This window comes from Yersinia aleksiciae (genome assembly GCF_001047675.1).
In the GTDB taxonomy this organism is placed as follows: Bacteria; Pseudomonadota; Gammaproteobacteria; order Enterobacterales; family Enterobacteriaceae; genus Yersinia; species Yersinia aleksiciae.
In genome coordinates this window covers 1,579,297-1,591,409 of sequence record NZ_CP011975.1, presented here as the reverse complement: position 1 = coordinate 1,591,409, position 12,113 = coordinate 1,579,297, and the positions used below count along the sequence as shown (strand labels likewise).

The window sequence follows — 12,113 nt, the reverse complement described above, 5'->3', positions numbered from 1 at the left end:
TTTACATTCTAGTGTTGGTAAAAATGCTGAAAATTGGCGGCGAATTAATTAAAAGGAATAGGAAAAACGCGCCAGAATTTGTGTCGGGTCTTTTATCGGTGAGGTGACAGACAATAACCGGCCACGATTGACCTCAATATCCAATTTAAAATCGTGATAATTGATACTGGCTCCGGCGCTGATGCCCATTGCGCTGGCCCAATTTTGCTGTTGTTGCTGAATGCGACCGATATCAAAGCCTAAACGCGGTGTTAGGGTGATATCACCCAAAGCGATGTTGTGCGATAGCGTATTTTGCAAGTACCAACCATTATCAGCAGAGAGGGTATTGCGACTGAAACCACGAATAGCGCTGCTATCGGTAATGCTGATCCACTCGGTACCCGGTAGACGGTCATGGGTGTATTGACCATAGAACTGATTGCTAAACAGATAAAAATCATCAAATAATTTGAAATATTGGTTAGAAGTGATGGCGAGCTTAGCTTTGGAAAATTGGCTATCCTGATAACTGGCTGACAGATTTTGGTCGGCACCCAGCAATGTTAATCCTTGCTCAATGCTGAAGTTAACGTTGAATATACCGGTTGGTAAGATTTGCAGGTGATTAACACCCAGTTCAAATACCGTTAGAGTTGGGCTGCTGACTGAAATTTTCTGGTCATCAAGATAGTTCTCAGCCTGCTTATAGGTTAGCTGAGCACTTAAGCCATTGATTTGGTCCTGGTCACGATAGAATACATAATCCGTGCGTAAACCATGTTGCTGAGTGTTACCTTGCAATTCGATGGTATTAAACTGCAATTTAACTGGGTAAAGGTATTCGGAATAACTGCCAAAACCACTGAAGGTTAATGCACCGTAGGGTACGGAATAAAACAGTGAGTATGCGCGGCTATGATTTTTTTTCGGACTATCGGTGGTGCCAGTGATATTCAAACTAATGGAGTCTGACAACCCAAGAGGGTTATCAAAAGAGAACGTATTGCGGCTCAACCATTTTCCAGTATGTTCATTACCGTAATTATCGAGTGATGTGGTCAGATGCCAAGGTTGTGAGCGGATATTACTGAGTTTGAGAATTGACCCTCCCGGTAGGGTTCCTGGCAAGATATCCACGGTGACTTTGTTCGACGGTAAACGGTTGGCTTGATCTAGCCCTTGGTCCAGTTGGCTAATATTCAGCGGCTTACCGATCATATTTGGGAATAGTTTTTCTCCGTCTAATTCCGGGTCATCACTTTCAAATTCCTCAATAAATCCCTCGGTGACATCCAAGCCCAGCGCCCCCTCGGCATTAGGTGGTATAAACTGGACACGTGCGGTGATATAGCCTTTCGTTAGATAAATATGAGTTAGCTCGCGAGCCAACAGATTGACATTTTCACTGCCAATACATTGTTCAGGTAGGGCGGTTAGATTATTTAAATCCGCGGGGGTTAATAAGGTAATACCCTGAATATAAACACCGTTGATAGGCAGGCATTGTTCGATATTTTCTAGTTCTGGCGCATTGTTCTCAGCGTCTGTTATGTATTCGGGCTGTTTAAGTTGTGCCCGGCGGCGCTCTTCTATTAATTGATTAATCTCATTGCTGCTGTTTTGTAAGTTTTGGCGTGATTCATCAATGGGGTTGGGGATATCTGCTAGCGGAGCCGTGTTAGCCTGAGCGCCCGTGCTCAATAAAAACCATAATACAGTGCGTTTTTTGATCATGATGTCTGATGGGGGAGTGTCATGGCCAGATGTACCCTTTTGATCTGTCATACCCATTTATTCGGGTATAACTCGATGGGCCGGCTTAGCCTTCTCCGTCCTTGCGTCAAATTTACGGGCAGCACAATTACCGTCCCTGATAAATAAGAGCGGCAGGCGAATAGCGGAATTAAGGGATATTCAGGAGGGAGGAAAAGATAATGATATTTTAATATTAATATTGCACCAAATGACTAAATTCAGATTTAATTAAAATATATTCAGGCTAATGCCGGGTGTTATTCGGTTGTTTTTTTTGCGATGGGAGGTGCGGGGAGCAAGCGGAGGATTTTTACCAATATGAGGTGAGAATCCTTAATCGTTAGTGTCAGATATATAACAAACCGGACGAAATCGCCCAGTTTGTCATAACGCTATATTGTGGTTGTTGTCATTATTCAAACAAATTGTGATGCAGCGTTTGCACCACTTTTTCGGCATCACTGCCCGGAATCAGGAAGCAGAGATTATGGCTGCTGGCCCCGTAGCAAATCATGCGAATATTGAATGGGTCGAGCACGCCAAACACCTCTTTGCCCACACCGCAGGACTGTGACAGGTTGTTGCCGATAATCGCCACCAATGCCAGACCCTCTTCCACTTCCACCCGACAGAGGGAGGATAGCTCAGTTAGCAGCGAGGTGGTTAGCAGGCTACCTGCCGTTGATGTCGAGCCTGTAGTATCCAATGTCAGTGCCACACTCACTTCTGAGGTGGTGATCAAATCCACGGAAATATTGTGGCGCGCCAGAATGTTAAATACTTCAGCCAGAAAACCACGAGCATGTAGCATGTTCAGGCTATGCAGGGTCACCAACGTCTGATTGCGACGCAGCGCCAAGGCACGGAACAGCGGTGGATTTTCGGTTTCGTTGCACACCAAGGTGCCACCCGCGGCGGGATCTTTGCTTGAGCCGACAAACACTGGGATGTCGCTGCGTACTGCCGGTAATAGGGTGGCTGGATGCAGCACTTTGGCACCAAAGGTCGCCATTTCAGCAGCCTCTTCAAAGGCAATTTTATCAATGCGTTTTGCGGCTGGCACCACCCGTGGGTCAGTGGTGTAAATCCCTGGCACGTCGGTCCAGATATCAATGCGGCTGACGTTAAGCGCTTCGCCCAGCAGGGCGGCGGTATAGTCACTGCCGCCACGGCCAAGGGTGGTGGTTCGGCCTTTGTTTTCGCTGCCGATAAATCCTTGGGTCACGATAATGGCGTGCTCAATGCGCGGGGCCAACTGAGTTTGGGCCAATTCAGCCAATACCGTGGTATCCGGTTCTGCGCGGCCAAAACGGTCATTGGTTCGCATAATTTTACGCACATCAAACCACTCTACTGCGACTTGACGCTGGCGTAGCAGTTCGACAAACAGCAGGGTCGACATTAACTCGCCGTGGCTGACCAACTCATCCGTCAGTGCCGCAGAGGTCGCCAGACTGGCGGCTTCAGACAGCATGGCGATATTCTCCAGCATGCGATCAATCTCTTCACGGATCACCACCGGATCGGCGAGCTTAGCGAGAATAGCGTCTTGAATACGGCGGATTTCATCCAAATGGTGCTCGCGTTGTTCTGGCTCGCAGCCATCGGCAAGGGCGACCAACAGATTGGTAATCCCGGCAGAAGCCGACAGGATTACCAAACGAACGTCCGGGTTCGATAAAACCACATCTGCGCTGCGGCTCATGGCATCAAAATCAGCCACACTGGTGCCCCCAAATTTGGCGACCACGGTTGCAGAAGGGGTGCGGTTAGTCTGTTGTTGCATAGCGGAAATCATCTAAAAAACCTCGTGTCAGGGATGCCATCTTGGGTGGTCATCTGTATTCGCCTTGGCACAAGGGAAGAGCGATAAGTCAGGGGGCAGGCGTAGAAATATCACTACGTTACACCCAGAAGCGCTCCACCTTGTTGACCGCCCGAAAGGAACGGCACTGGTGACAACCCAGAGGATTCAGCCCCTGTAGTCGACACGTTGACTGCCGAAATCACCGTGTCTCGGCGTCGCTCCCCCTCGAGTGTCTTCAACGGATCACGGCTCCTCCGACACTCTACCTGGGCGACGCACCTCTTCTGGCTTACGCACTTGGTGCGCAAGTAGGTGTTTAGGAATAACGGGTTATCGGCTCTCTGTCAACGATATGACCATGAGGTATTTTCATCTTTAATAATTAGTCCCGTCATATCACTAAATTAACTGGATACTGGCTGAGATGTGGGCGGCTGCTAAGATTGAAAGTCCTAACACGAACTGGCGTAGCAAGAAAACAGGGATGAGATCAAGTGTTGTTTCGAGAGATAACACCTATCGCAAGAAAAGAGATCTCAATCACACCCGAACAGGATACAATTAGGCCATTCGTTTCATTATCCTTAAGCCTAGAAGAGCGCCGCTATGAAAAATATCAATCCTAGTCAAACCGCTGCCTGGAAAGCGTTACAGCAACACTTTGAACAGATGAAGGACGTCACCATTCGTGATCTGTTTGCCAAGGACGACCAGCGTTTCAGCAAGTTTTCAGCCACTTTTAACGATCAAATGCTGGTGGATTTCTCTAAGAACCGCATTACCAGCGAAACCATGGAGAAGCTGCAAGCTCTGGCGAAAGAAACTGATTTAGCTGGTGCGATTAAGTCCATGTTCTCCGGTGAGAAAATCAACCGTACCGAAGATCGCGCCGTGTTGCATGTTGCTCTGCGTAACCGCAGCAACACACCAATTGTGGTGGATGGCAAAGATGTGATGCCAGAAGTGAATGCGGTGCTGGCTAAGATGAAACAGTTCTGCAGTCGCGTGATCGGCGGCGATTGGAAAGGCTATACCGGTAAAGCAATTACCGATGTGGTGAATATCGGCATCGGTGGCTCAGACCTCGGCCCTTACATGGTGACTGAAGCGCTGCGCCCTTACAAAAATCATCTGAACATGCATTTCGTTTCTAACGTCGATGGCACACACATTGCCGAAACGTTGAAACCGCTGAACCCGGAAACCACACTGTTCCTGGTGGCATCGAAAACCTTCACCACCCAAGAGACCATGACCAACGCCCACAGCGCGCGCGACTGGTTCTTGTCTAGCGCCGAAGATGTGCAGCATGTTGCGAAACACTTTGCGGCACTGTCCACCAATGCGAAAGCGGTCGGCGAGTTTGGTATTGATACCAACAATATGTTTGAGTTCTGGGATTGGGTCGGTGGCCGTTACTCCCTGTGGTCAGCCATCGGTTTGTCTATCGCGTTGTCTGTGGGCTTTGAACACTTCGAAGAGCTGCTCTCTGGCGCACATGCCATGGATAAACACTTTGCCGAAACGCCTGCCGAGAAGAATCTGCCTATCCTGCTGGCGCTGATTGGTATCTGGTATAACAACTTCTTTGGCGCAGAAACCGAAGCTATCCTGCCTTATGACCAATACATGCACCGTTTCCCAGCTTACTTCCAGCAGGGCAATATGGAGTCCAACGGTAAGTATGTGGATCGTAACGGTCATCCGGTTGATTACCAGACTGGCCCAATTATCTGGGGCGAGCCTGGCACTAACGGTCAACATGCGTTCTATCAGTTGATCCATCAGGGTACTAAATTGGTTCCTTGTGACTTTATCGCTCCAGCAATCAGCCATAATCCGCTGAGTGATCATCACGCTAAGCTGCTGTCCAACTTCTTCGCGCAAACCGAAGCTCTGGCGTTTGGTAAATCACTGGCTGAGGTTGAAGCTGAATTTGCCGCTGCCGGTAAAACCCCTGAGCAAGTGGCTCATGTTGCGCCATTTAAAGTGTTCGAAGGTAACCGCCCAACGAACTCCATCCTGCTGCGCGAAATCACGCCGTTCAGTTTGGGGGCGTTGATTGCGCTGTATGAGCACAAAATCTTCACCCAAGGGATTATTCTGAACATTTACACCTTCGACCAATGGGGTGTAGAGCTGGGGAAACAGCTGGCAAACCGCATTTTGCCAGAGTTGGCAGATGGTAAAGATGTCACTAGCCATGACAGTTCAACCAATGCGTTGATTAACCGTTTCAAGAGCTGGCGTTAAGCTGACAAGCTTAAGCTCCTTGACCCGTGCTTATTGCCTCTTACACAGTAAGGGGCTTTTTTTCGGCTCGGGTAATTTTATCGAGGTTAAATGGGGGTATTTATGGCCAAGAATTCGCGTTCGCAATGGATAGCTAAAAATCTACAACGGTTGTTGAATGTGGGATTGATTTTTTTGGCCGCTATTTTGGTGGTTTTCCTGATCAAAGAAACGTTTCATCTTGGCAAAGTGTTATTCATGAATAATCAAGAGGCATCGTCTTACATGCTGATTGAGGGGATTGTGATTTACTTCCTCTATTTCGAATTTATCGCCTTGATTGTTAAGTATTTTGAGTCGGGCTATCACTTCCCGCTGCGCTATTTTATCTATATTGGCATCACCGCCATTATCCGACTGATCATTGTCGATCATGAAAACCCGATTGATACGCTGATTTATTCCGCATCCATCTTATTGCTGGTGGTGACCTTGTATTTAGCGAATACCGAGCGGCTGAAACGAGAATGACCCATAAAAATGGCGGCCATTAAGGCCGCCCTAAAGACACAGTACCAGAGGATTAAAGTACAACAAGTGATGCAGCGGCATAAACGATCGAGAAACGTTAGCCCTTCACCCCACCGGCGGTTAAGCCACCTACCAGCCAGCGCTGTGCTAGTAGGAAGACGGTGGTGATTGGAATGGCGGACAACACGGCGGCAGCGGCAAAGTCGCCCCACAGGTAGTTTTGTGGATTCAGATATTGCTGCATTCCCACCGCCAAGGTGTAGCTATCGACATCCCGCAATAGCAAGGATGCGACGGGAACTTCAGTGATGGCGGCAATAAACGACAGAATAAATACCACGGCTAAAATCGGCACCGACAGCGGTAACAACACCAGCCGGAAGGCTTGCCATGGGGTGGCACCGTCCAAGGCAGCGGCTTCTTCCAGTGAGTTATCAATGGTTTCGAAGTAGCCTTTGATGGTCCAGACGTGCAGCGCAATCCCGCCCATATAAGCAAAAATCACCCCACCATGGGTATTCAACCCGATGAACGGCATATATTGCCCGAGGCGGTCAAATAAGGCATACAGTGCCACTAATGACAGCACCGCAGGGAACATCTGGAAGATCAACATGCCTTTGAGCAAGGTACTTTTGCCACGAAAACGCATCCGCGCAAAAGCATAGGCGCAAGTGGTGGAGAGCGTCACAATGCCCATCGCGGTGATCACCGCAATCTTGATGGAGTTCCATAACCACAGCATCACCGGGAACGGCGGTGGGGTGGTACTGCCATCCGCATGGGTCACACTCATACCCAGCGCCAACTGCCAGTGTTCCCACGAAACTTGATCAGGGATCAGGCTGCCGGTGGCGAAGTTGCCGGGCCGCAGCGAAATGGCAATAACCATCAGCAGCGGGAACATAATTAGCGCAATAAAGCACAGCATCAGAGAGTGAGCGCCCAATAGACGCAAACGCTGGGATTTAGGTTGAACCATAGCCATCTGCATCTCCTCCTTAGTCAAAATTCATTTTGCTGGCTTTCAAATTCAGTATCGCGAGTGCGGCGACCAGAATGAAAATCAGGGTTGCGATGGCGGCTGCCAAACCAAAGTCCTGCCCGCCACCGCCTTCAAAGGCGACGCGATAGGTATAGTTGACCAGCAAGTCGGTATACCCCGCAGGCGTGCTGGTGCCAATCATATCTGGGCCACCGTTGGTCAATAGCTGAATCAGCACGAAGTTATTAAAGTTAAAGGCGAAACTGGCAATCATCAGCGGTGTCAGTGGCTTAATCAGCAGCGGAAAGGTGATGCGGAAAAAGTTCTGGAATGGCCCTGCACCATCCATGGCTGATGCCTCATATAAGTCATCAGGAATCGCTTTCAGCAGCCCCATACAGAGAATCATCATATAGGGGTAACCGAGCCAGGTATTGACGATCAAAATCATGCTTTTAGCGGTAAGCGGGTCGCTGAACCAAGCGGGTTTAATGCCAAATAAGTGGTTTAGCATGAGGTTGATTTCACCGAAGCTTTGGTTAAATAACCCTTTAAAAATTAATATCGAGATAAACGCAGGGACGGCGTAAGGCAAGATAAGCATCACCCGATAGATGGCTTTGCCTTTCAGGGCATCCCATTGCACTACACAAGCCAGCACCATGCCGACGGCAACCGTCAGGATGACACTCAGTATCGAGAAGGTGATGGTCCAGATAAAGATCGAGATAAAGGGCTTCTGGATCCCTTCGTCGTGCAGTACCCGTAGGAAGTTTTTCCAGCCAATAGTGACGGTAAAGCCGGGGCTGAGTTTCTCATTTTCCCACTGTCCATCTGCACTCACGGCCTGATAGAAACCGATGTCGGTATTAGGCCGATAGATAACGCCAGTCTGCTTGTTGATCAGTTCTTTGCCATCGGTGCCCAAGGTGTAGAGTGGGCTGGTTGCGGCAAATTGCCGCAGTGAACTCATGCGCAGTTCGCCACCTTCCGGCAGGATAGCGACTAACCCACCGAGTGCCTGACGATTCTGCGTAATGATCCGTAGGGAGGCGCGTTCGCCCGTCAGTTCAGCGCTGGCAGGGGTGACGTTAACTTTATGTTCACCGACAGCATCAAAGCTGAACGGCTCGGAAATCAGGACGGTGTTGTCATCTGGATTGGTCAGTTGCAAGCGCCATTGGTTATCGCTCGGATAAAGACCAAAAGTGAAGGTTTTACCGGTTTGGAACTGCCGGTCCATCAAAACGGATTGGGCGCGTTCGAAGGTCAGTTGGTTGGTGCTACTGTAGTTGGTAAAAGCGATGGCGATGGTACAAATCAGGGGGAACAGGACAAACAGCCCCATCCCAGCCACGCCGGGATAAACATAACGCCAGGCATAAGCGCGGCGATTGGCAAAAACATACAGCCCCAAACTCACCAGAATCAGCGTCACGATGGCAAAAAGATATTCACCTTGAGCATACATCAACAGGATCAAATAGCAGGTGAAGAGACTTAATACGCTGATAACCAGCCATTTAAGGACATCACTTTGCCACCAGGCAATTTTCTTTTTACGGCTTTGATACTCGGTGTGGGATAACTGCATAATGGTCCCTTTTGTGACTATTTGGTGATTCTATTGAGTTACAGCATAACGACTGAAAACTGGGTGGGGCACAGCGAACCGTGCCCCTTTTGCAGGTGAAACTGTTATTTGGTGATACGGGCTGCCGCATCGTTCAGTGCCGCTTCCACCGTCTGACGCCCAGTGATGGCGTTCAACACCGCACTGCGGGTGGCATACCAGAAGGCGGCCATTTGTGGAATGTTCGGCATGATTTCGCCTTTGGTGGCGTTATCCATGGTCGCAGCAATACGTGGGTCTTTTGCCAGCTGCTCTTGGAATGATTTCAATGCCACCGCGCCCAGTGGCTTGTCTTTGTTGACTTCAGCCAGACCTTGGTCGGTTATCAGGTAGTTTTCCAGGAATTCAGTGGCGAGCTCTTTATTCGGGCTGGCGGCGTTAATACCGGCAGTCAGAACACCAACGAAAGGTTTAGATGGCTGGCCATGGAAGGTTGGCAGCAAAGTCACACCGTAGTTGATTTTGCTCTTATCAATGTTAGACCACGCCCATGGGCCATTGATGGTCATCGCAGTTTCACCTTTGTTAAAGGCAGCTTCAGCGATGGAGTAATCCGTATCCGCATTGATGTGCTTGTTTTTCACCAGATCGACGATAAATTGCAAGCCCGCTTTAGCACCGGCATTGTTCACGCCGACGTTTTTCACGTCGTAAACACCGTTTTCAGATTTGAAGGCGTAACCACCGTCAGCGGCGATAAGTGGCCAAGTGAAGTAGGGTTCTTGTAGGTTCCACATGATGGCACTCTTGCCATTGGCACGCAGTGTTTTGTCCAGCGCAGGGATCTCTTCCCATGTTTTCGGCGCTTCTTTTACCAGATCTTTGTTGTAAATCAGTGACAGTGCTTCGACCGCCACTGGGTAACCAATCAGCTTGCCATTAAAGCGAACCGCATCCCAAGTGAATGGGAACAATTTGTCCTGGAAGGCTTTCGATGGGTGCAGCTCAGCCAGCAAGCCAGATTGTGCGTAGCCGCCAAAACGGTCATGGGCCCAGAAGATGATGTCCGGGCCATCGCCCGTTGCTGCCACTTGCGGGAATTTCTCTTCCAATTTATCTGGGTGCTCGATGGTCACTTTAATGCCGGTATCTTTCTCGAATTTCTTACCGACTTCTGCCAACCCGTTATAGCCTTTATCGCCATTGATCCAGATAACCAGTTTACCTTCTTCAATCTTGGCAAAAGCAGAGGAGGAGAGCACCAACGTGGTTAACGCTGAAAGGGCCAAAACACGTGCGGTCTTACCAATGCCGGATTTTGTGAAGCTGCGAGTCATAATCCAATCCTTTTATCCAATTTTGTGGGTACTCACTTTCTTGAGAATCATTAGCTGTCATTCTTTAGCCTACTTTCAGGCCCGTATCGCCGTGAATCACTTAGTGAGGAGGGGGTGGCAGCGTGGCAAAAAATGTTGAGCTGCAAGCCAGTTATTGCACTGACCAAAACATTACGCTGACATATTGAGTCACAACCGGATACACCATCATCCTCCCCCCCTCTACGCCCCCCGACGAGTTATTGTGACTCACTTAACATTGCTGCCTATTCTGTGGTGTCAGACACAATAATGCAGGTCGAAATTTGCAAGGCAGATCACGTATTTGTATTTACAGTGGAACTTCTGCCTACCTCAGTCGTTCCCTCATCCTCCTATCTCCTCCCCCATGAAAAACTTTGTTACGGATGATTACCTAATGGTGTCACTCCCGCATTATCGCCAACATTGAAAAACGGCACCGCCACTGAAACTGCGTCTGCAGCATAGAAACATCGTTACCAACAAAATGCGGTTGTTAGGTTAATTATTACCCAGCCAGATCAAGACGTTGAAGCGTTAACTAGCGCGCCGCCCTATACTCAGGCCGCGACGTCGTCCGGGGCAACCGGCTCAAAGCTTGGCGGAACGACGCGTAGCAAGAGAGTCATCAGGGCTGGGAGTTATCGATGGGTTATGCCGGGATTTGCTTCCGCCATTTTTCTTCAGTCAGGTTTTTATGAAAAGTTGTTTGCGAAAGCAAAGGAGTAACAGATGGCTAATGTAACGCTGAGCGGCGTTTATAAAGCCTTTGGTGAGGCTGTGATTTCCAAAGATATCAATCTGGAGATCGATGACGGTGAATTTGTGGTGTTTGTTGGCCCATCCGGATGTGGAAAGTCAACGCTGCTGCGGATGATTGCCGGTCTTGAGGACATTACCTCGGGTGAGTTGTTGATTGGTGGTAAGCGGATGAATGAAGTGCCGCCTTCTGAACGCGGCATCGGCATGGTGTTTCAGTCCTATGCGCTTTATCCCCACCTGTCGGTGGCAGAGAACATGTCGTTTGGCCTGAAATTGGCCGGCGCAAAGAAAGCCGAAATTAACCAACGGGTGAATCAGGTAGCAGAAGTGCTGCAACTGGCTCACCTGCTGGACCGACGACCAAAGGCGCTATCAGGGGGCCAGCGTCAGCGAGTGGCGATCGGTCGCACCTTGGTGGCTGAGCCAGATGTTTTCTTGCTTGATGAACCCCTATCCAACCTGGATGCCGCACTGCGAGTGCAGATGCGCATTGAGATATCGCGGCTCCACAAGCGGCTGCAACGCACCATGATTTACGTCACCCATGATCAGGTCGAAGCCATGACGCTGGCCGACAAAATTGTGGTGTTGGATGCGGGCAATGTGGCGCAGGTGGGTAAGCCACTGGAGCTTTACCACTACCCAGCCAACCGCTTTGTCGCGGGCTTTATCGGCTCGCCAAAAATGAATTTTTTACCGGTTAAAGTGACCGCCGTTGAACCTCATCAGGTGCAGATCGAACTGCCAAATCCCAATGGCCAGTTAGTGTGGCTACCGGTAGAAGGCACTCAGGTTAACGTCGGCGCGAATATGTCTTTGGGTATCCGCCCGGAACATCTGCTGCCAAGCAATGCCTCTGAAGTCACGCTGGAAGGCGAGATTCAGGTGGTCGAGCAGCTGGGTAACGAGACGCAAATTCATATCCAAATCCCGGCAATACGTCAGAACCTGGTTTACCGCCAGAACGACGTGGTGCTGGTAGAAGAAGGTGCAACATTCTCCATCGGTCTGCCACCACATCGTTGCCACCTCTTCCGCGAAGATGGCAGCGCATGCAAGCGGTTGTACCAAGAACTGGGCGTTTAAAGATAGCCGCGTCCCGTGACGGCAAATGTTAAGCACGCATGC

8 protein-coding genes, 1 pseudogene and 1 riboswitch are annotated in these 12,113 nt (G+C 49.6%); of the genes and pseudogenes, 4 read left to right on the top strand and 5 right to left on the bottom strand.

The window, feature by feature from the left end; all coding sequences use genetic code 11:
- Positions 1-48: 48 nt before the first annotated feature.
- Both ACZ76_RS07310 and lysC read right to left on the bottom strand, forming a co-directional pair.
- Complete coding sequence (locus tag ACZ76_RS07310; RefSeq protein ID WP_048618143.1) at positions 49-1,716, bottom strand: ShlB/FhaC/HecB family hemolysin secretion/activation protein; 1,668 nt, start codon at positions 1,714-1,716, stop codon at positions 49-51.
- Positions 1,717-2,149: 433 nt separating this feature from the next.
- Positions 2,150-3,535 carry a lysine-sensitive aspartokinase 3 gene (gene lysC, locus ACZ76_RS07305; RefSeq protein WP_048618141.1) on the bottom strand — a complete coding sequence of 462 codons (1,386 nt, stop codon included), beginning with the start codon at positions 3,533-3,535 and terminating at the stop codon, positions 2,150-2,152.
- Between the two features lie 108 nt (positions 3,536-3,643).
- Positions 3,644-3,836, bottom strand: a riboswitch (Lysine riboswitch).
- Between the two features lie 314 nt (positions 3,837-4,150).
- Here lysC and pgi point away from each other — a divergent pair.
- Together pgi and psiE are read left to right on the top strand one after the other, a co-directional pair.
- The gene (gene pgi / locus ACZ76_RS07300; protein WP_048618139.1) at positions 4,151-5,797 is read left to right on the top strand and encodes a glucose-6-phosphate isomerase; all 1,647 of its coding nucleotides are present in this window, start codon (positions 4,151-4,153) and stop codon (positions 5,795-5,797) included.
- A gap of 102 nt (positions 5,798-5,899) precedes the next feature.
- Positions 5,900-6,307: a phosphate-starvation-inducible protein PsiE gene (gene psiE / locus ACZ76_RS07295; protein ID WP_048618137.1), complete on the top strand. Its 408-nt coding sequence runs from the start codon at positions 5,900-5,902 to the stop codon at positions 6,305-6,307.
- A gap of 97 nt (positions 6,308-6,404) precedes the next feature.
- Here the strand turns inward: psiE and malG are convergent, their stop codons facing one another.
- The 3 genes from malG to malE form a co-directional block, all read right to left on the bottom strand.
- Positions 6,405-7,295, bottom strand: a complete 891-nt coding sequence (malG, locus tag ACZ76_RS07290; protein WP_048620230.1) for a maltose ABC transporter permease MalG — start codon at positions 7,293-7,295, stop codon at positions 6,405-6,407.
- A 13-nt stretch (positions 7,296-7,308) separates the two neighbouring features.
- Complete coding sequence (malF, locus tag ACZ76_RS07285) at positions 7,309-8,886, bottom strand: maltose ABC transporter permease MalF (protein WP_048618135.1); 1,578 nt, start codon at positions 8,884-8,886, stop codon at positions 7,309-7,311.
- A 104-nt stretch (positions 8,887-8,990) separates the two neighbouring features.
- Complete coding sequence (malE, locus tag ACZ76_RS07280) at positions 8,991-10,202, bottom strand: maltose/maltodextrin ABC transporter substrate-binding protein MalE (protein ID WP_005271231.1); 1,212 nt, start codon at positions 10,200-10,202, stop codon at positions 8,991-8,993.
- A gap of 525 nt (positions 10,203-10,727) precedes the next feature.
- Here malE and ACZ76_RS19675 point away from each other — a divergent pair.
- Both ACZ76_RS19675 and malK read left to right on the top strand, forming a co-directional pair.
- Positions 10,728-10,952, top strand: a pseudogene (locus ACZ76_RS19675) (hypothetical protein).
- A 3-nt stretch (positions 10,953-10,955) separates the two neighbouring features.
- Complete coding sequence (gene malK / locus ACZ76_RS07275; RefSeq protein ID WP_048618133.1) at positions 10,956-12,071, top strand: maltose/maltodextrin ABC transporter ATP-binding protein MalK; 1,116 nt, start codon at positions 10,956-10,958, stop codon at positions 12,069-12,071.
- Positions 12,072-12,113: the final 42 nt, after the last annotated feature.

Bases quoted from the DNA above. Each gene is read 5' to 3' on its own strand.
- ACZ76_RS07310 (WP_048618143.1), bottom strand. From the start codon at position 1,716: ATGATCAAAAAACGCACTGTATTATGGTTTTTATTGAGCACGGGCGCT.
- malE (WP_005271231.1), bottom strand. From the start codon at position 10,202: ATGACTCGCAGCTTCACAAAATCCGGCATTGGTAAGACCGCACGTGTT.
- malF (WP_048618135.1), bottom strand. From the start codon at position 8,886: ATGCAGTTATCCCACACCGAGTATCAAAGCCGTAAAAAGAAAATTGCC.
- malG (WP_048620230.1), bottom strand. From the start codon at position 7,295: ATGGCTATGGTTCAACCTAAATCCCAGCGTTTGCGTCTATTGGGCGCT.
- lysC (WP_048618141.1), bottom strand. From the start codon at position 3,535: ATGATTTCCGCTATGCAACAACAGACTAACCGCACCCCTTCTGCAACC.
- psiE (WP_048618137.1), top strand. From the start codon at position 5,900: ATGGCCAAGAATTCGCGTTCGCAATGGATAGCTAAAAATCTACAACGG.
- malK (WP_048618133.1), top strand. From the start codon at position 10,956: ATGGCTAATGTAACGCTGAGCGGCGTTTATAAAGCCTTTGGTGAGGCT.
- pgi (WP_048618139.1), top strand. From the start codon at position 4,151: ATGAAAAATATCAATCCTAGTCAAACCGCTGCCTGGAAAGCGTTACAG.